We start from the raw sequence: 18,052 nt of genomic DNA, 5'->3' as shown, positions 1-18,052 counted from the left end.
CGATAAACTGGTTTATCCAGCCATACTCCCTATACTCAGCGGCACCATTTCGCCGTGCATTGTCAGGCCTAATAACATCGGCCCGCCCGGTCGAATCAACTCTCCTGTAAGCGCGCAGCGTTCCTCCTGCTGTGCTGTGGCATTAATGCTGGCTCGAATATCCGATCGAGAAAACATCTGCCGATACTCTCCAGACTTCTGCTGCACGTAATTCCAGAGCAAATCTCGAATCAAAGCTTGATAGCCTTGATTGCCCGCGAGTTCTTTAAGTCTCTCCTTGAGCTCTCTTTCGAGTCGAATGCTGGTGACTTCCATTTCGGTGGTTGAGGTTCTAGGTAGGGTATGCATAATTTTTTCTCCGTGACGGGTGGACATATGTGTAATATCAGTGTAGTATGTTTACAGCTAGATTGAAAGCCTCTTAACCACCTTCTGCCTACAGTGAAATTTCTCCCCACCTACTCCACCTATCAACAGAAGTGCGATCGCCCCACGGGTCGCTCCGAGTCGTTACGGCACGTCTTTAGCACGGGTTTTGCGACTGTCGCAGCGACCTCATGGGCGGGCTTGGCCCTAAATAAACACGGTTATAGTGGATTAGGAGAAATTGCAGAAATTAACGACAACGAGGTAGATCAGCACGGTCGGCAAGTGGCACAGCCATATCGAGAGACGCGAAGCGGGAGGTACAGCTAAACTACTGTACCAAGACAGGATGAAAATTTGCCTTTAGCAGTTTTTCTGGCCCCCGCTTCTAAGTAAGAGAAGCGGGGGCATTTGATTGGGTATTTGATAAATTCGATCGGCTTGGGGAACTGGCAAAAAATCAGATGTAGCCAATGCTGACGAAGCAACCAAAATTCACAATCGACAATCTAAAATTCAAAATCTAAAATCTAAAATTCAAAATTGACGAGGAGGAGCAAGCCGTGACCGTAGTAACTGATGTATTGAGGCAATCTGTGGTGGTATTTTCTCAGAATTACCTACCGATGAGCCGTGTCAACATCAAACGGGCGATCGTACTGTTGGTAACAGGCAAGGCTGAACCTCTGGATTTTAGCATTGGCAACGGCTGGCTGGTGCGATCGCCCAGCACCAGCATCCACGTACCTGAACAAATCCGCTTGACTTTTGGTAACAGGGAACGCCTGTGGAAAGTGCCCCCGGTCAATCGCCGGGAAGTTCTGCGCCGCGACGCTCATTCTTGCCAATACTGCGGTAGCAACCGACATTTGACGCTGGATCACGTCATGCCTCGATCGAAGGGTGGCCCGCATACTTGGGACAACGTGGTGACTGCTTGCGAACGGTGCAACTCTCGTAAGGGCGATCGAACTCCCGTAGAAGCTGGAATGTCTCTGCGAACTAAGCCAAAAGCCCCCATACACCCCACTGTTGCTTTTGCCGAACTGTTTTGGCACGAATACCAAATTGGGGAATAGGGCATGGGGCATGGGGCATGGGGCATGGGCAAAACAGGTAATTGGTAATTGGTAATAGCTAATAGTTAATAGCTAATTAAGTCCTGTAATTGAAAAGGATTTTAGGTCGCAATAGCAAACTTTTCATTCCGACCTATCCAATGCCCAATTCCCAATGCCCAATTCCCGATGCCCGCTGCCCGCTGCCCGATGCCCGATGCCCAATTCCCAATTCCCGATTTTCAATTTTAAACTTTCAATTCCAAATTTAGGGCTGTCAATATGCTGAAGTTGACTTACACTGAAACGGGCTTTAACCTAGAGCGTTTGGCTCAATCTCCCGAACAGTTAGTGGCGCTGCGAGTTGTGCTGGCTATGCGAGTTGGTCAAAGCATCAGCGTCGAACCGAGCACTGCGGCATTTTTGTTGCCCGCGAATTTGCCAGCGCTGTCTCTGTTGGAATCTGAGGCGCGCCGAAACGACAATGATGCGATCGAGCTTTGTGTTGCTGATGCTGACTTTGTAGAAGTGACTCTGCGCGGTACGTGGATTTCTGGCCAGTCTGAGGGGGCTGACGGCGTGTTTGCGACTGTTTTGGGCGATCGGGCAGAGCTCTTGCTGCTCAAACTCTGGCTTGAAACTCAGGCTGCTGCGGAGGTTGTCGGGGAAGTCGGCGATTAATTAATATCGGATGTTGAACAAGGAAGAGGGAAGAGGGAAGAAGGAAGAAGGAAATATTTTCTTCATTTCCCACTCCCCCACTCTTCCCATCTCCCCTCTGCCATAACCATTACCCACAAGTTAAGCTAAAAGCACTATTGTCAATGAGTAATTTTACTCGTCTTTTACCTGTTGACCCAATTAAAATATGACTCCATTTGTTCCTTTATTGTTGAAAAAAAATTGTTCGGGACTTCTTTGAGTTCCAGGGAAAGGAGAAATAATTAGCCTGACATGAGGTTTTCATGCGTAGCTTAACAATCCCTAAATTTTGATTTTTGTCGGCGGCAAAATACTTAACTAAGTCAAACGCTAATCCTTTTTGATAGGCAACAGAGAAATTATACATACCCCGATAAATCATTTCTAATGAAATCCGTTCAATTGGTACTCCTAATTCATCCGCAACGGCATCTCCTAAATCTACTAAAACCGCATAAAATAGCCAAGTACCCCAGATTTGGAGCTTGATTCCGTTGGACGAACCAGTCCATAAATAACTTAAATTTAGGAGTATCTTTACTGTACAAAATGCGTCTTCAATTCGCCAGGGTTTTTGATATAAATCTGCAACTACATAGGGGGCAATACTTATGGTTTTCGGACACTTGTCAGGTAAGAACGCCAGGAAGTCTTGGAGCGAATCTGTACTAATCTTATACTTAAAGCTGGTGTCTTTTTTGTCCCTGCACCTATTTTAATTATCTGGTATTTGATATCATAGGTATTTGTTAATACCCGCTCGATTTGATAAGATGCACCTTTCTTAATTCGAGTGATAAATCCAATTTCTTGCTCAATGAGTCTTGACAAAAAAGCGAAGTGATAAAAGCCTCTGTCCAATAACAGCAAAGTTTTTGGCTTAACTGTTTTTAGTAAATCTTCTTCCCAATTAGTATCTGCTTGTTTCGGATTTTCCCCAAACCAAATTTATTCGGGAAGATGAGTTACTAGGTCTATAATTACTCCCATTTTTCCGGCTAATTGACCAATCGGTACATCTGATAAACTTTGTAGCTTCTTAAATAATGCTTCTAATGTTGAGCCATCAGCTATCCAGATATTTTCAAAGCTTTTTAAGGCAAATTGTACGCTATCTGGTAGTAGCATTGATTTTCTCATCAACCATTTTCCTCGAAAATGAGGTAGTAATTCTTTAAATACTTTTTCAAATAAAACTGCGGGAAAAGTTAAAAATCTTTGTGATAATGCTTGTTGACTAATTGCAGACGGCTCACACCATAAAAATCCTTCTCTATTTAATAATCTAGTTAATTCTGTTACTCCTGCTACGTTTCGCCATAAAAGACTTAATATTGCTGCCATCATTAATGGTAGTGTCAGAATCCTATCTCTTAAATTTAGTTGGCGATAAAAAGTTTTTTGAGCAGCCATTGCTGGAATTAATAAATCTTCCAGGTGATTCGCAATCGCTTCATTTTTTATTTGGGGACGATTTTTTTCTTTGCATGATCTCGGTTAATTCTTTTTTTGCGAATCATAACGGGTTCTACTCGGGCTCAACTGCTTGACCCGTAAAGGTTTCATCCTGTTTTACCTTTTTTGGTCTACCCCCTTGACAATTTGCACTTTTTCTTAACTTGTCACAAATGGCCATAACAGACAATTTGTATGGGTAGCAGAGCAGCAAATCGCTCATTTTATGGTGTATAAATTATATTGAAGTAAATGCCGTTATCTTGCAGATTGTCGCCTTTATCGCTAATTCTCACCAAAGGAAAACCATAATCAACGCGCAGGTTCACCCGCTGTATCGGTTCCCAGATTACCCCTAAACCTACACCTGCTAAAAATGTCTGATTGGTTAATTTATTAGGATTATTCGCAACGTTCCATACCGTACCCGCATCCAAAAATGGAGCTAATTGTAGTTTGGGATTTCCCGAAGCATCGCGCTGCAAAGTGATCCGATCCTCGATGGAAACTCGAAAGCCGTTATCGCCAGAACGGACATTCTGGCGGTAGCCGCGCAAAGATTGTCCGCCACCAATTACAAATTGCTGGGAAGGCAACAAACTATTAGCTGACAACTGCAAGTCTGCCTGCAAAATTAATAAATGTTTGTCATTCAATCGCTGTACTCGCTGCACTTGACCCAGCCAACTAAAAAATTGTCCGTCGGGATCAGAACCTTCGTATTGAGTAGCATCAAACAAGCTAGTGCCGATCGTAAATTGCGATCGCACGGCCCAAGCACCTTGCGGGTCGCGCCGAATGTAGTCCTGTCCCAACTTAATTGCGCTCGTAGTGCTGACACCCTTGGACTCCTCGCGGATGCCAAAAGATACCGGTTCGCCAGCGACAAAAGTTCTGCCTGTCTGATAAGTAAAACCAGCAGACAAGGCAAATTCTTCGATCGGTGTTCTCCGCAGTGGCTGGCGGTAACTAACTTCAAATAAATGCGATTTTCCCGAAATATCAAAACTATCAAAAGGTTCTTGTACAATACTGTTGCGGTTCGGTGCCGCCCTCAATTGCAAAGTGCCGTTCATCGCATTTAGCGGCACGCGATAGCTGAAATCAAACACGTCTGAATCGCCGAGCGAGCGATAATAAGCCGCCGCAAGTTCGTCGCCATTTCCTGTTATATTGCGGTGCCGCAAACTAACTCCCAATCTTTCGGAACCGACACTGGGAGGCGAGTAATTGTCAATGCTGAAAGTAGGTTGAAACGGATTAGCTTCCAAGACTCGGACGATCAGAATGCTCTCGCCTTCATTCTCCCCAGCCCGCAGACTGGCTTCTACATTGTCAAATAAAGGATCGACTCGCAGCAGCCGGAGTTGGTCTTCTAATGAAGCTGTGCTTAAAGGCATTCCGGCACCGAGTCGAATTCGGCTGCGGATGTAACTCGGATGCAATCTTTTAGTTCCTTCTACCTCGATTCGGGCCAGCTTGCCTTCGATAACTTGAATTTGGACTACCCCTGTGGTGATAGTTTGGGGCGGCAAGACTGCTCTCGAAGTGATGTAGCCACGATTGAGGTAAATTTCGGTAATTTTGTCTGCGATTTGTTTGAGCTGTTCTAGGGTGGTAGAACGGCCTTCTAAGGGGTTGACTAAGGCATTAATTTCGTCTTGGCTTAAAATTGTGCTGCCAACTACTTGAATTTTCTGCACCTCAATTGGTGTATTCGGCAGCGTTGGGGGAACTGGCGACGGGGGCCCCGGCGCTACTGTTGGCGGTACTTGGGGAGGTTCTGGGGAAGGCTGCGGGGCCGGTTGCAGAAATCGATCGCGATTTGGATCGGGCTCCGTCGGCGGCGGTGGCAGGTTTGGAGGCAGCGAGGGTTGGTTCTGGGCTAAAACATGATTACAATCTAGCGGGTTCTGACATTGGCGATCGTTGTCAACCAGATTTGTTGGTTCGGGCAAAATGCCTGCACCACAAGCAGTTTCATCGATTGTGGAACAGGCATCTTGGCTGTTCTCGGCGGGGTTCGATTGTGCTTCTGGTTCAGGGTTGGTCTCAATAGAATCGGGAAGCTGATTTAAGTTTGTTGCTGTTTCATCCTGCTTGATTTCCAGTTTTTGCAGTGCTAATACTTGATTGCCCGTATCTGCTGAGTTGTCAGCGGCGACGGGCAACTGAGAAATATCGTTTGTTTGGGATATAGCTTTATTGGCATACAAGCAAGCCATCGGGAGCGCAGTTAGAAGTGAAATCCCCAACCGAAATAGTGCAATATTTGCATTCGGGCGCATAATTAATAATTTCTCTAAAATAAGTTTGTCGGCTGCTTGACTATGCCAGTTTATCATTTAGTATTAGGCTAAATTTGACCATCAAAATTTCCACCGTCCGGCTTTCAAGATGCCAGAAGTCCGAACTGCTGATCAGTACAAAAATTTTAATTTATTTAGGACGATCGACCAAAGAACCCGCAACAGCCAAAAATCATCTGTGGCGCTGCCAAATACCGCGCTCGAAACCGAGCTTTTCGTACTTGCTGCACCCCTCATACCATTTTAGATTTTAGATTTTAGATTTTAGATTTTAGAATTGGCAATGACTTATGGCTATCAGGGTTTGGGGCACGGGCCTACCGTTGCATTTTTTGCGTGAAGCTGGTATCGAATTATTTTCTTGTGATGGGTGTTAACTCACTTGCGACTAAGGGTTCTTGGGCTATTTTGCCGAGTTCGACTGAGTTCAACACTGCTGACCACTTGATCGCTAAACTGGCATCGCTGGGAGACTCGATACGCAATTGAGCTAGAGTTGCCAGGTACTCGTACCAAAGACTTTGTTGGGCGAAGATGCTGAGCTTGGTGAGATCGGGCGATCCATCCAACTCTGTTTTCACGGTTGGGGCGAGTGCGGTGCGGTTGATCCACCCGGAAACGAGAACATCATCTGTTGTATTTTTTGGGTTGCATTTGATAGTAAAGTACCATTGATAGTTTTTGCCAACTTCCAAGGCTGGCGAGTTCTCGTCGGAGCCGAGGCTGACACTAACTACACCTGCACGGCTAGTTACCATGCGAAAACTTTTTTTGTATAGTGTTTTGTCCCTTTCGTCTGCTAACTCAAACTGAACTGTTTTGTCGAGGGCTACGGGAAGGTAGTAGAAAAATGTCGGTTTTGCTGATATGGTTTGCCCCATAGTTGATTGGGGAATCAAGGCAGTTAAGGCAGTTGTGGCCGTGGGGCATTCTAAACCGCGGGTTCCTCCCCCTTCCCGCCTTCCAGGTACTCCGTCCTGCGGCGGTTGAAAGCTATTCCACGCGGCTCCCAATTGCTCGCTGTTCGGTCTACTTCCGCTTGCTTGGGCGGGTTGAACTGTTTGCCAGTTGAGGGGTAGCTGCGGTGGTGAGGCGCGCTGGACAATGTTTGCGGGGCTGTTGAGAGCCTCTGCTGGTATTAAAAAACTACCGGCGGCAACTGCCTCTAAAGACAGAATTAAGGAAAGAGCACCGATATTTAGAGCAGACTTCAAAGCCATGACGAACCTGCCTTCTGATGAACCTAGGAACTTTATCGCACGGTTTTATTCTATCCAAGGTTTTGACGGATATAGTAATCTGTTGTACTTAATTTATATCTTCAGGCAGATACGATTATTTGGGTCGCTCTGCTCAACATAGAATTCTCTGTCGCGTTTGTCAGTGGTAGCTTAGTAGTTATACTTACTTCCATTCACTGCAGCAGGTTGGGTTGAGCTTGTTAAACCCAACTTTGACAAAGACTAATATTCGGGGTCTTTTAACTCTAGCAAGAGGCTAAAACGCGTCTTGTCATAAAAACACCTGGTTGATGCGTCAGCCCTGGATATCAGGAAACTCGGCAATTTTGCTGGTGAAGCTCAAGCGATCGGCTACAAGTTACAAATCAGGTTTTCTGTACAATACCGGCAAGAAATTTAGCATGAATCTCGATTCACCTGTTCTCTCGGACAAACAGCCTTCGGGGCTGCGGATGGTAAGACCCATCGGAGTCTTGGCACTGCACGGCATTGCTTTTTTAGGAAATAGGTTGTTCGCTGTCGATCGCGCCGAAGGGCTTCTATTGGAGATCGATCGAGAAAGTGACAATACTACGGTTTTAAATCCTTATCAAACGGCTAAGTTTGCCGGCGCAACGGGGCTGGCTATTTCGGAAGATACTCTCTGGTTTGCGCGGGATGAGGATATTTGTTGCTGTCGGGGCGCAGTTCGGGACGGGGCGATCGCGGAACTCAAACCGGAACATTTTGTTTCACTTTCTTATCCTGCTGACGGGATTGCTGTTTGGAAATCTACGCTTTATGTGACTTGCCAGAGATTGGGAACGATTCTGGTTTTTGACCTAAAAACTGGTCGGGAAATTACTCGGTTTTACGCTCCCGGTATTGGGGTAGAAAATATCACAGTCCGGGATGAGGAAATTTGGGTTTGCGACAAGACTGAGCAAACTGTTTACTGTTTGGAACGGGGAACTGGGGAGATTAAATTTAGCGTTTTGACTCCCTTTGAGTCGCCTTCAGGTTTGGCTTTTCACAAGGATTCCGAAACCGGGGAAGAGGTTCTGTATGTGGCTTATGCCGGGGATGAACTTTACATCCGGGATGACCCGAATTCGGAAGATCCTTTTCAGTTGACTAAGCGCGATCGCACTTTTATTCAGCCTTTGTCTTTTCACTACAATGAAGCTGACCGCTACGCTTTGTCAAACGGTTTTTTGATGGAAATGTCTTATGTGGAGGAACTGTCTCCTCTCGATGAGGTAGAAATCGAAAATTTGGAGTGGCGGATTGCTTTGCCTTCGGAAACTCATCGGCAAAAGGTAAGGGAAATTACGCCGATCGGAATGCCTTTTACTGAGGAGATTCAGGAAGGGGAACGGGTGGCGGTGTTTAAGTTCGATCGGCTGCACCCTGGGGAACGCCGAATTTTTGGCTGGAAGGCTTTGTTAGAAGTTCGATCGATTAAGTATCAGTTGTCGCCTCGGGATGTCGAAAAGATTCCGAAGCTGTCGCCGGAGTTTGCAGCTAAGTATTTGGTGGATAATGACAATTTGGCGATGGACACGGAGATTGTGCGATCGGCTGCTGTGGCTGCCATTGGTTCGGAAACTAACATTCTCAGGCAATTGCTGAGCATTCGTAATTTTGTTTACGATCAACTTTCTTACGGAATTAGACCTCACATTGACACTCCCGATATTGTGCTGCGCCGTGGTATCGGTTCCTGCGGCGAATACGTGGGAGTCTTGTTAGCTTTGGCTAGGTTAAACGGGATTGCTTGCCGCACGATCGGGCGCTACAAGTGTCCGGCTTTTGCTGACAGAAAAGGTGTGTCGCTGGAGCCGGATTTCAATCACGTTTGGCTGGAATTTTACATTCCAGGTTTTGGCTGGGTGCCGATGGAATCTAATCCTGATGATATTCAAGACAGAGGTCCTTATCCGTTGCGATTTTTTATGGGTTTGGCTTGGTATCACGTAGAAATTGGCAAGGGAATTCGGTTTCAAAGTCTCACTAGCGGCGGTCTTCCTTTAAACAAGGAGGAGGTTTCCGTGGGAAGTCTGGCAATTAATCATGTGAGGTTTACAATTTTGTCAGAGTTGCCAGCAGTTTGACGAGAGTGTTAACAATTAACAGTTGGTCGTCAATATTCAACTGTTAATTGTTAACATTTTTCATCTAAAATCGAAAGTAGAAAATGTAAAATCAGAGGAAGAGGGGTTGTGGAATTTTCGATTGCTAATTTTCTCGTTTTAGTGGCTTTTGTACTGCTGGTGACGGTGACTGGCGGGGTCGCTTATTTGACTTCTGTTGAGTGGCGCGATCGCAGGCGGTTAGATAAGGCTAAACGAAAAAAAAAGTAGCTTTTTGGTGTTGACAAATTGCATCTTTTATGATAAAAAACAAGGCGACCAAACCAGGTCCCCTTGTTTTTTGATTTGAGGTATAGCAGAAGGAAGAAGGAAGAAGGAGGAAGCAACAATCGCAATGGTTTCAGCAAATTAAAAAGTCCTAACCGGCTTGGCGGTTGCTATATTTTCACCGCTGATAAAAGAAAGTTGGCTAACATAAATGTTGTAGGTTTGTAGTCAGGACTTGAGTCCTAGTAGTTTTATGAGGGATCGAGTCCTGACTACAAAACAATTTGATTGCAGTCATTCGATCGCACATAAGATGATTCACGGGCGGGACACGCCACAACAAACACAAGACAATAAAAACAGAGCAAAAAGGGGATTTGGGAGTTGGTGTTTTAAGTCCACTGTCTGAAAAATGTATTTTCTTGCCAAGCGGCGGCGGTGCGTTTTTCAAGTGCTGCCATTTCTGTTGTGTTCAGGGGTTGGAATGCTTGGGCGACTTTTAAGTTTTCTTCTAATTGCTTTACTGAGTCGGCAGCGATGACGCAGCAGTGCACGCCGGGAAGTGAAAGCGTGTAGCCCATTGCTTGGTGCATTCCATCTAAAACACCGTTCTCAAATAATTTGCCGTAAGCTGGTATTTTCATGGCTATGACACCGATATTTTTGGCTTTGGCAATTGGTAAAGCGCTGGTAACAAAGGAGCGCGGATGATGTTTTTCGGCGGCGTTGAGGGAGATTAATGTTGTGTCAAAAGGATAGCGCTCCCAGCCTTGCACAATGATAGCAGGTTCGTGGTGTCCGGTGATGCCGGAAAAACGAATTATTTTTTGCTGTTTGGCTTCTTCGATCGCCTTTATTGCTCCTTTGGCACTGAAAATTTGGTCTAATTCTGTTTGGAATGAGACGTGGTGGAGTTGCCACAAGTCTAGCCGATCGGTTTTCAATCTTTTGAGCGATTGCTCTAAGTCTCTCCACGCGCCGTCTCTGTCTCTGGCGGAGGTTTTTGTGGCTAGGAATATGCGCGATCGATATGGTGGCAAAACTTTGCCTAAGTTTTCTTCGCTGGGCCCGTACTCGGCCGCCGTGTCAAAATAGCGAATGCCTAGTTCGATCGCGCGTTCAATTTGCGCCGCCGCTTCTGCTTCTCTTCCCGGCTGCGACAGCGGTGTTTGTCCGGCCCCACCCAAACCGAAAATCGGCACTTTCACGCCGGTTTTGCCTAACACTCGTTCTGGCATTTTTACTGTGCCGGCCGCCTTGTTATTGGGTGCGGCTGCGATTTCCCGATCCTGCTGTTCGATCGCCTTAGCACCTGCAATGCCGCTGGCAACAGCTATACTGCTCAATATAAAATTGCGGCGAGTCTTTTTGCTGGTCATGGTTTCCGTATCCTCAGAATGTTTGAGTTGAGATTAACCAGAAAGTTAAATGAAGTCATCAGTCATTAGTCAGTAGTCAGTAGTCAACAGTTAACAGTCAACAGTCAACAGTCAACAATGCCCTTGTCAATTATCCATGCGCGAATCAGTTCGTTTATCTGTTCTGGTACTTCGTCGTGGGGACAGTGACCAGCTTTGATAAAGTGTTCTGTCAACTGAGGATAGTGTTTGCGAAATTTGGCGCTTCTTTCTGTGGAATTCATCCACGGATCGCCTTCTCCCCACAGCATTAGCAACCGGCAGTTTAATTGACTAAGTAATACGTCAATTTTTTCGCCTTGGGGTGTTCGGAATACGGAAGCGAATACTTTGGGGGCACCGGGATCGCAGGAGGGAAGGTAAATTTCTTCTACTAATTGGTCTGTGACGGCGCTTTGGTCGAGATAAACTTTTTCTAGGGTTTTCCGAATTGTCGATCGCTGGCGCACGTACTGGAACAGCAGAAAACTTGCCCAATCTTGCTGAAATAAGGTTTTAGCTACCGCAGATATGGCTTTTTGCAAGGGCGGGGCTTCGGGTGCGGGCTGCGGTTCGCTGAAGGGGCCGGCGCTGTTGATTAATATGAGTCCGGCTGCTGATTCGGGGCGCTGGGCTGCTACACACAAGGCGGCGTAGCCTCCGAGGGAGTTGCCGGCTAGTACGGCGGGCCGGCCGATGATGTTGGTGATAAAGTCGTGGAGTTGGTCGCGCCAGAGGTCGCCGCTGTACTGCAATTCGGGTTTTGCCGATCGCCCGAATCCGATCAGGTCGATCGCCCACACTTCAAAGTCTTTGCTTAGGCCGCTGATATTTTTGCGCCAGTGGTCTGTGGAGGCTCCAAAACCGTGAATTAACAGCAGGGGAGGCCGTTCTGGATGCCGATCGCTGGATCGAACGTAGTACACTGAATGGCCCCGCCACTGCCAGTAAGTGCCTGCTATAGGGGCTGTGGTGATGGTTGGGGTGGTTTGCATAATGTAAAGAAATAATTATTTACTTTAACTATTGTATCGCGATGCTCAGATTTATAAAGTTTGGCATCCGCCCCGGGGTTCCGCTAGCAAAGGATTCCTCAATGTAAGCGAGTTGAGAGCTGGCGATCTTCCGCACTCAGGATCAATAAGTTTTGTAACGAATATTGATTTTGTGAGGGGCGCAGCAATGGGAGATGTTTTGCCAGATCGCATTTCGGAAAATAAATCGGGTTTTGGCTGCAACATACCTAGGTATGATGATTTTGCTGTTTGGCGGCAAAAGCAAGTTCTAGGCGATGGCGTAAAGCAGCGGCTGCTAGGGTGGAGCCTCATTGGCGAGGGTGAAGGGATCGACTTTTTTATAGTTATTTCCGAGCTTTTCCAGGTGGGGATCGTTTGTTCCAGAGGTGTTGACGGCTTGGGGGCTGCAGCGAACCTAAGCGTTGCGAGTTGGCAAAAGCTGAAATCAAAAATTTCGTGACCGGGAAAAGTTATAAGTAGAATTACTGATGGTTCTCTGCAGAAGTTTCTCAGAATCGCAGAATATTTTGTGACGTTGTTTGCTGTTCTTAATTGCTTTGATACTCTAAGATAGAAGTAGAGCTGCGCCGCTCAATTAATTAGCATTTTGAATACTAGGGAGCCAACTATGCAGGGTGTGAACTTTATCCACCTGAAAGTTAGGGAGTTTTCTGAGTGATTGCTATTTCACCTCGTCCCGTCGGACGCAATTGGATTACGATTAGCTTCGCTTCTACTCTATACCTTTGTCCTATTTTGGATCTGCTCCTAGCAGAGGTGCCAGATTACTGGCAAGCGGAATTGCGGTTGGGGCTTCAAGAAGCTTTGGTAAATGCTGCTAAGCATGGAAACAAATTAGATCCCGGTAAAACTGTTGGAGTCCGTTTTTCGATCGTCCAAAACCAATATTGGTGGGTGATATCGGATGAAGGTTCTGGCTTTAAGGCTCCTTGTGGTTGCAACCTTTATACCGATGATTGCGACAGTCTCCTAGCAGAGGACGTTGCAGATAACTCTGGACTACCCCATGTGGAACAGGAATGTGGTAGGGGGTTGTTTATTCTCTACCAAATATTCGATCGGGTAGAGTGGAATTCTGAAGGTACGGAGTTACGGCTGTGCAAAGAACTTGCCAGTCGCTACCGGCTGCCTCGCTTGCGCTAGCACCGCTACTTGGCAGTAGTTTTCACCTCAGCTAGACCTGGAAATTTTTTCGTTATCGGGCTCAAGCTTGCAGTGAGAATTTGAACGCTATGGCTATTGATAGCTGATCATAATGCAAAATGTGAGTTTTGAGTTAAAAAAGTATAAATCTTTTGAACTCACAATCGCGCTGCTCGATCAAGCGGCGCGATTGTCTAAGTTTTGAGCGACTACTCAAGTCAAAACTCAAAACCGCGAAGCGTTACGAAGAACGAAGCAATCTAATTATTTGCCGTGGGTGGGACAGGGAGGAGCAGATATCGATCGATCCAGCCATCCTGCTGCTTGGTTTAAGCGCGGGAGAGCTTCTTCGGGCTGTTTTTTGAGCAAAAAGACCAAAGCGGCCGCAGCTTGCTCGCAGGCCCGCGCAGAACGGTTGCCTTTGAGGCGATGCCAATCTTTTTCGGGGATGGCGAGGCGCGCGGCGAGAGCTTGGGCTAGTTCTACCGTACTCAGCTCGTTGAGGTTGACAGTTTGGGTTGTTTGTGTAGTTTCAAGCATAATTGGCAATTATACGGATTTGGCTGCCGTTTCAGAATTTTAAAAATATACTGCATATAATAACAACTTAATTGGAAATCGGTTTTTTTTATTATTATTGTCAGGTTTGCAGATCGAAATGCCTCAACAGCAGTCAGAGTTAAATCCGGAAGAGCAAGAAAGTGAGTTTGTTCAAGCGATCGCAGCAGTTGAGCGATCGCTCGCAGCAGTCAAAGAACGGTACACTCAAATTCAGGTCGATCGACAGCGCCAAGTAGAACTCGGTCATCGGCGCGAAGAAATCCGCCAGTCGGGACGCCGAAATCCATTGCCCGAACTCAAAAAAGAATTGCGGGAAATTGAGCAAGAATTGGAAACTATCGAGTTGAATTTAGAAAGCAGCCTGTTTTCTTGGGGAAGCATAAAACAACCTTTTTGGCAAGCAGTTCGCTTTGGCGGACTTGGCATTTTGCTCGGTTGGATTTTGAAATCCTATGCAGGTTGAACTATGTTGAGATTTATGATTTTTTTCTTTACCGCAGAGGGCGCAGAGGAAGAGAAAAGAGAGAAATATGGTGCAAAATATTAAATAAACAGGAGTGGATATGACAACTCAACGAATAGCAGCAATTTTGCGCGCAGGTGAACCCGACGAAACTGTAACTGTTCAAGGTTGGGTTCGCACTAAGCGCGAATTGAAAGAATTTGCCTTTGTCGAAGTCAACGATGGTTCGGCGATGGCTAACTTGCAAGTAGTGATAAATTCAGATTTGCCAGACTTTGAAAATGTACTCAAACAACTGAATACAGGTGCATCTCTAGAAGTGTCGGGAGTCCTGGTAGCGTCTCCAGCAAAAGGACAGCGAATTGAGTTGAAAGCTTCACAAGTACAAGTTTATGGCGATGCAGACCCGCAAACTTATCCGCTGCAAAAAAAGCGCCATTCCTTTGAATTTTTGCGGACAATCGCGCATTTGCGGCCGCGCACAAATACCCACGGTGCTGTCTTTCGAGTCCGCAATGCTTGTTCGGCGGCGGTACACCAATTTTTTCAAGAACGCGGTTTTTTGTGGGTTCATACTCCGATTATTGCTGCTAGCGACTGCGAAGGTGCGGGGGAAATGTTCGCCGTTACCAACTTTGATTTAAAGAATGTGCCGCGCACAGATTCGCAAGAGGTTGATTATGCTAAAGACTTTTTTGGAAAGCGCGCCTATTTAACAGTTAGCGGCCAGTTGGAAGCGGAAGTTATGGCGATGGCTTTCGGCAATGTTTACACTTTTGGCCCGACTTTTAGAGCGGAAAATTCTAATACTTCGCGACATTTGGCGGAGTTTTGGATGATTGAACCGGAGATGGCTTTCTGCGATCTGCAGGGAGATATGGATTTGGCTGAGGCGTTTTTAAAGTACATTTTTAAATACGTTTTGGATCATTGCCCGGAAGATATGGAGTTTTTCAATGAGCGCATTGACAAAACGGTTTTGGCTACTGCTGAAAATATCATTAATAATCAGTTTGAGCGGATTACTTATACCGAGGCGATCGCACTTTTGGAAAAAGCCGACAAAAAGTTTGATTTCCCGGTAAGTTGGGGCTTGGATTTGCAGTCGGAACACGAGCGTTATTTGGCTGAGGACTTGTTTAAAAAGCCGACAATTGTCAGCGATTATCCCGTCGGGATTAAAGCATTTTATATGCGTTTAAATGAGGACGATAAAACGGTGCGAGCAATGGATGTTTTGGCTCCTAATATTGGGGAAATTATCGGCGGTTCCCAGCGGGAAGAAAGGCTGGATGTGTTGGAGCGACGAATGGAAGCCCAGGGTATGAATAAGGAGGAATTGTGGTGGTATTTGGATTTGCGTCGCTACGGTACTGTGCCTCACGCTGGCTTTGGTTTGGGATTTGAACGGTTAGTGCAGTTTATGACGGGAATGGGGAATATTCGGGATGTGATTCCGTTTCCGAGAGCGCCTTTGACTATTGATTTTTAGTTGAGGTTCGTAGTGAGGACTTTAGTCCGCATTCATGAAGGACTAAAGTCCCCACTACAAACATCTTAACTGGTTCCAAGGCTCCAGCCTGGGAACCTATATCCAGAGGCTCTGCCTCGCTTGGTAAAATGGAGGCAGAACCTCCCGGCGTTACCAGGCTGGAGCCTGGTAACGAGTAATCTAAAATATAAAATCTCAAATGGTATGAGTTAATGGTTCTTAAAATCTTATCAAGTTCCACAACACCAAATGTCACTTGGGAAGCCTTACCAGCCGACTTTGTATTACCCGACGATCCTGTGGAAAATATTCAACAACCACCCCTTGCGGCCGCTCTCACCGATGCTCTGGGAGCCGCTGGACGCATTCAATCGATCGCCCTTATTGGTTCCAATTTTGGACTGGTAGCGACTGTAAATAAGCAGATTGTAGTCAAAGCACCGGATTGGTTTTTCGTGCCGCAAGTGCATCCAGTTGCTGAGGGGACGATTCGCCGGAGTTACACGCCGAATCTGGAGGGTGCGCCGGTATCGGTGGTGATGGAGTTTTTGTCTAATGAAGATTACAGCGAATTGTCGGTGCGATCGACTCCTCCCTATGGCAAGCTCTACTTCTACGAACAGATTCTGCAAGTGCCCACCTACGTTACCTACGACCCCTACGAGCCCAAGCTGGAAGTGCGGTATCTGCAAAATGGAGCCTATGAAACGCAGGCTGCTGATGCTGAGGGACGGGTGCGGATTCCAGAGTTGGATTTGTGGCTGGGGATTTGGTCGGGGGAACGGCTGGGGCAAACTATGAATTGGCTGCGTTGGTGGGATTCGCAGGGAAATTTGCTGCTGTGGAGCTCGGAACAGGCCCAACAGGAACGGCTGCTGGCTCAACAGGAACGCCAGCGGGCGGAGGTATTGGCGGCAAAGTTGCGCGAGTTGGGTGTCGATCCCGATCTGCTGACATGAATCGGGCGATCGGGCAAATCGCTACTCAATCCAAATTGACCGTAGGGCACTTCAAACCCAGGATTACTGCTTGAATGCGATCGGGTTGAAATTGGTATTATAGCGCGATCGCTTACCAACTAAGCATTAATTATATCGGCCAGATCGGGGGAAAGAAAGAAGTGGGGAAATAGTAAAGTCTCTAAATAGTGAAAGTTTATTCCATAAAGTTTTTTAATTTCTTTGATTTGTCCAATAATCTGCTCCTTATTGATACTATGATTGCTTTTAATTCCCACAATCATTATATTCTTACTCGTATGTTCAGCAGCTATAAACTCAAAAACCTTAGTTTTATAGCCAGACAATTCAAGTAAAAGCGCTCTTAATCCATCAGTAACTATTTCCGATTGCCTCTCCAGCAAAATACCAGACTTTAAGAGATCCTTCAAAACCATATTCGGATGAATTTGTTTCCTAACTTGCTTGTGGCAGCATGGTGCTAGGATGATTAAGGAAGAATCAGACTGTATCCCTTTATAAATTGCATCATCTGTTGCAGTATCGCAGGCATGAAGTGCGATGGTTATGTCTGATTTTTTGGCGCTATAGTTACTGATATTTCCTTGATTAAAATGTAACATTTCAAAATTAACTGATTGGGCAACAGAGTTACAAAAATCCACTAAATGTATTCTGCTTTCTATACCAATAACCGATGCTTCCTTGTCTAAAATATTGTTCAGAAAATCATATATTGCGAAGGTTAAGTATCCCTTTCCTGAACCCATGTCAACTACAGAGATATGACTTTTTTCTGCCAATTCTGATGATTCAACTAAGCCATGTATGATTTCCACAAACTTATTTATCTGTCTGAACTTATCTTCCATCGTTCTTACGACATTCCCTTGACTATTGGTAATGCCTAATGCTCTGAGATATACATTATTTTCTGATTCAATATACCGTTTCTTCCTACGGTCGTGTTGCTGCGGAGTCGTATCAACAGGATTGGTAAAGGTGGGCTTAATAAAATTAATTTTAGGTTTTTTATTTTTGCCATATTCAAGTTGAACATCTTGCTCGATCGAGAATAATCTAATACTCATAAATTGACTGCCAATCAGGGTTTTGATTAAATTTAATCCTTCTTCGATTGGGTGATTTTTGACTATTTCCTTAGTTTTATAACTATAGGTTAAAGAAAGCTTTATGCTTGCTTTTAATTCTACAATTCTCACAATAATTTTAGTTAAACCGTCTTCTCCTCCTCTATACTTCCCTAAAGTTAATCTGATGAATTCTTGATTTTCTATACTAGAACCTAGAATTAACTCGAATTGCTCTTGTGTGGTTATATTCATTATATTACAATACGGTTCACTTAACATATTTATGCCCCGGAGATCCCCTTAAATCCCCCTTAAGAAGGGGAGTAGGGGTTGACTTTGAGGGCATTCTGATCCCACCCCCTACTCCCCTTTTTAAGGGGGGTTAGGGGGGATCGTCTTAAGTAAACCGTATTGCATTATATTATTCATTAGCCGT

Annotated in this window: 17 protein-coding genes and 1 pseudogene; 10 read left to right on the top strand and 8 right to left on the bottom strand. The window is 45.6% G+C overall.

Annotated elements, in window-relative coordinates; translation table 11 throughout:
• Positions 1 to 12: 12 nt before the first annotated feature.
• Entirely contained in the window at positions 13 to 348 is a 336-nt protein-coding gene (locus QUB37_RS01850; RefSeq protein ID WP_039886507.1) for a ribbon-helix-helix domain-containing protein, read from the bottom strand.
• Between the two features lie 93 nt (positions 349 to 441).
• On the opposite strand from QUB37_RS01850, the gene QUB37_RS01845 reads away from it, so the two are divergent.
• From QUB37_RS01845 to QUB37_RS01835, 3 genes are all read left to right on the top strand, one after another.
• Positions 442 to 696, top strand: a complete 255-nt coding sequence (locus QUB37_RS01845; protein ID WP_333158555.1) for a hypothetical protein — start codon at positions 442 to 444, stop codon at positions 694 to 696.
• 233 nt (positions 697 to 929) lie between these two features.
• A complete protein-coding gene (locus QUB37_RS01840; RefSeq protein ID WP_333056402.1) occupies positions 930 to 1,445 on the top strand; it encodes an HNH endonuclease in 516 nt (171 codons plus the stop codon).
• 261 nt (positions 1,446 to 1,706) lie between these two features.
• Positions 1,707 to 2,105, top strand: coding sequence for an alr0857 family protein (locus QUB37_RS01835; protein ID WP_333158553.1), 399 nt, complete (start codon positions 1,707 to 1,709; stop codon positions 2,103 to 2,105).
• Between the two features lie 180 nt (positions 2,106 to 2,285).
• On the opposite strand, the pseudogene QUB37_RS01830 reads toward QUB37_RS01835, so the two are convergent.
• From QUB37_RS01830 to QUB37_RS01820, 3 genes and pseudogenes are all read right to left on the bottom strand, one after another.
• Positions 2,286 to 3,539 (bottom strand): annotated as a pseudogene (locus tag QUB37_RS01830) (IS4 family transposase).
• A gap of 266 nt (positions 3,540 to 3,805) precedes the next feature.
• Positions 3,806 to 5,926, bottom strand: a complete 2,121-nt coding sequence (locus tag QUB37_RS01825; RefSeq protein WP_333158551.1) for a ShlB/FhaC/HecB family hemolysin secretion/activation protein — start codon at positions 5,924 to 5,926, stop codon at positions 3,806 to 3,808.
• A 317-nt stretch (positions 5,927 to 6,243) separates the two neighbouring features.
• On the bottom strand, positions 6,244 to 7,110 hold the full coding sequence (locus QUB37_RS01820) for a DUF928 domain-containing protein (RefSeq protein ID WP_333158548.1): 867 nt from the start codon (positions 7,108 to 7,110) through the stop codon (positions 6,244 to 6,246).
• Positions 7,111 to 7,532: 422 nt separating this feature from the next.
• On the opposite strand from QUB37_RS01820, the gene QUB37_RS01815 reads away from it, so the two are divergent.
• Both QUB37_RS01815 and QUB37_RS01810 read left to right on the top strand, forming a co-directional pair.
• On the top strand, positions 7,533 to 9,224 hold the full coding sequence (locus QUB37_RS01815; RefSeq protein ID WP_333158905.1) for a transglutaminase domain-containing protein: 1,692 nt from the start codon (positions 7,533 to 7,535) through the stop codon (positions 9,222 to 9,224).
• A gap of 108 nt (positions 9,225 to 9,332) precedes the next feature.
• The gene (locus QUB37_RS01810; RefSeq protein WP_190736053.1) at positions 9,333 to 9,473 is read left to right on the top strand and encodes a hypothetical protein; all 141 of its coding nucleotides are present in this window, start codon (positions 9,333 to 9,335) and stop codon (positions 9,471 to 9,473) included.
• Between the two features lie 389 nt (positions 9,474 to 9,862).
• Here QUB37_RS01810 and QUB37_RS01805 read toward each other — a convergent pair whose 3' ends face one another.
• Positions 9,863 to 10,849 carry an aldo/keto reductase gene (locus QUB37_RS01805; RefSeq protein ID WP_333158546.1) on the bottom strand — a complete coding sequence of 329 codons (987 nt, stop codon included), beginning with the start codon at positions 10,847 to 10,849 and terminating at the stop codon, positions 9,863 to 9,865.
• Positions 10,850 to 10,953: 104 nt separating this feature from the next.
• Entirely contained in the window at positions 10,954 to 11,862 is a 909-nt protein-coding gene (locus tag QUB37_RS01800; protein WP_333158544.1) for an alpha/beta fold hydrolase, read from the bottom strand.
• Between the two features lie 172 nt (positions 11,863 to 12,034).
• On the opposite strand from QUB37_RS01800, the gene QUB37_RS01795 reads away from it, so the two are divergent.
• Both QUB37_RS01795 and QUB37_RS01790 read left to right on the top strand, forming a co-directional pair.
• On the top strand, positions 12,035 to 12,343 hold the full coding sequence (locus QUB37_RS01795) for a hypothetical protein (protein WP_333158542.1): 309 nt from the start codon (positions 12,035 to 12,037) through the stop codon (positions 12,341 to 12,343).
• Between the two features lie 215 nt (positions 12,344 to 12,558).
• The gene (locus tag QUB37_RS01790; RefSeq protein WP_333158540.1) at positions 12,559 to 13,047 is read left to right on the top strand and encodes an anti-sigma regulatory factor; all 489 of its coding nucleotides are present in this window, start codon (positions 12,559 to 12,561) and stop codon (positions 13,045 to 13,047) included.
• Between the two features lie 264 nt (positions 13,048 to 13,311).
• On the opposite strand, the gene QUB37_RS01785 is transcribed toward QUB37_RS01790, so the two are convergent.
• Complete coding sequence (locus QUB37_RS01785; protein ID WP_333158538.1) at positions 13,312 to 13,587, bottom strand: DUF6439 family protein; 276 nt, start codon at positions 13,585 to 13,587, stop codon at positions 13,312 to 13,314.
• Between the two features lie 118 nt (positions 13,588 to 13,705).
• On the opposite strand from QUB37_RS01785, the gene QUB37_RS01780 reads away from it, so the two are divergent.
• The 3 genes from QUB37_RS01780 (at position 13,706) to QUB37_RS01770 (ending at position 16,522) form a co-directional block, all read left to right on the top strand.
• A complete protein-coding gene (locus QUB37_RS01780) occupies positions 13,706 to 14,071 on the top strand; it encodes a DUF2203 domain-containing protein (RefSeq protein ID WP_333158536.1) in 366 nt (121 codons plus the stop codon).
• A gap of 100 nt (positions 14,072 to 14,171) precedes the next feature.
• Complete coding sequence (asnS, locus tag QUB37_RS01775) at positions 14,172 to 15,563, top strand: asparagine--tRNA ligase (protein ID WP_333158534.1); 1,392 nt, start codon at positions 14,172 to 14,174, stop codon at positions 15,561 to 15,563.
• 212 nt (positions 15,564 to 15,775) lie between these two features.
• Positions 15,776 to 16,522 carry a Uma2 family endonuclease gene (locus QUB37_RS01770; RefSeq protein ID WP_333158531.1) on the top strand — a complete coding sequence of 249 codons (747 nt, stop codon included), beginning with the start codon at positions 15,776 to 15,778 and terminating at the stop codon, positions 16,520 to 16,522.
• A gap of 119 nt (positions 16,523 to 16,641) precedes the next feature.
• Here the strand turns inward: QUB37_RS01770 and QUB37_RS01765 are convergent, their stop codons facing one another.
• The gene (locus QUB37_RS01765) at positions 16,642 to 17,868 is read right to left on the bottom strand and encodes an SAM-dependent methyltransferase (RefSeq protein ID WP_333158530.1); all 1,227 of its coding nucleotides are present in this window, start codon (positions 17,866 to 17,868) and stop codon (positions 16,642 to 16,644) included.
• Between the last annotated feature and the right edge of the window lie 184 nt (positions 17,869 to 18,052).

It is taken from the genome of Microcoleus sp. AT3-A2 (genome assembly GCF_036705685.1).
GTDB lineage: Bacteria > Cyanobacteriota > Cyanobacteriia > Cyanobacteriales > Microcoleaceae > Microcoleus.
The sequence above is the reverse complement of the archived record's forward strand: the minus strand, read 5'-3'. Positions and strand labels throughout refer to the sequence as shown.

Bases quoted from the DNA above. Each gene is read 5' to 3' on its own strand.
- QUB37_RS01835 (WP_333158553.1), top strand. From the start codon at position 1,707: ATGCTGAAGTTGACTTACACTGAAACGGGCTTTAACCTAGAGCGTTTG.
- QUB37_RS01785 (WP_333158538.1), bottom strand. From the start codon at position 13,587: ATGCTTGAAACTACACAAACAACCCAAACTGTCAACCTCAACGAGCTG.
- QUB37_RS01825 (WP_333158551.1), bottom strand. From the start codon at position 5,926: ATGATAAACTGGCATAGTCAAGCAGCCGACAAACTTATTTTAGAGAAA.
- QUB37_RS01800 (WP_333158544.1), bottom strand. From the start codon at position 11,862: ATGCAAACCACCCCAACCATCACCACAGCCCCTATAGCAGGCACTTAC.
- QUB37_RS01765 (WP_333158530.1), bottom strand. From the start codon at position 17,868: ATGAATATAACCACACAAGAGCAATTCGAGTTAATTCTAGGTTCTAGT.
- QUB37_RS01770 (WP_333158531.1), top strand. From the start codon at position 15,776: ATGGTTCTTAAAATCTTATCAAGTTCCACAACACCAAATGTCACTTGG.
- QUB37_RS01820 (WP_333158548.1), bottom strand. From the start codon at position 7,110: ATGGCTTTGAAGTCTGCTCTAAATATCGGTGCTCTTTCCTTAATTCTG.
- QUB37_RS01780 (WP_333158536.1), top strand. From the start codon at position 13,706: ATGCCTCAACAGCAGTCAGAGTTAAATCCGGAAGAGCAAGAAAGTGAG.
- QUB37_RS01805 (WP_333158546.1), bottom strand. From the start codon at position 10,849: ATGACCAGCAAAAAGACTCGCCGCAATTTTATATTGAGCAGTATAGCT.
- QUB37_RS01815 (WP_333158905.1), top strand. From the start codon at position 7,533: ATGAATCTCGATTCACCTGTTCTCTCGGACAAACAGCCTTCGGGGCTG.
- asnS (WP_333158534.1), top strand. From the start codon at position 14,172: ATGACAACTCAACGAATAGCAGCAATTTTGCGCGCAGGTGAACCCGAC.
- QUB37_RS01850 (WP_039886507.1), bottom strand. From the start codon at position 348: ATGCATACCCTACCTAGAACCTCAACCACCGAAATGGAAGTCACCAGC.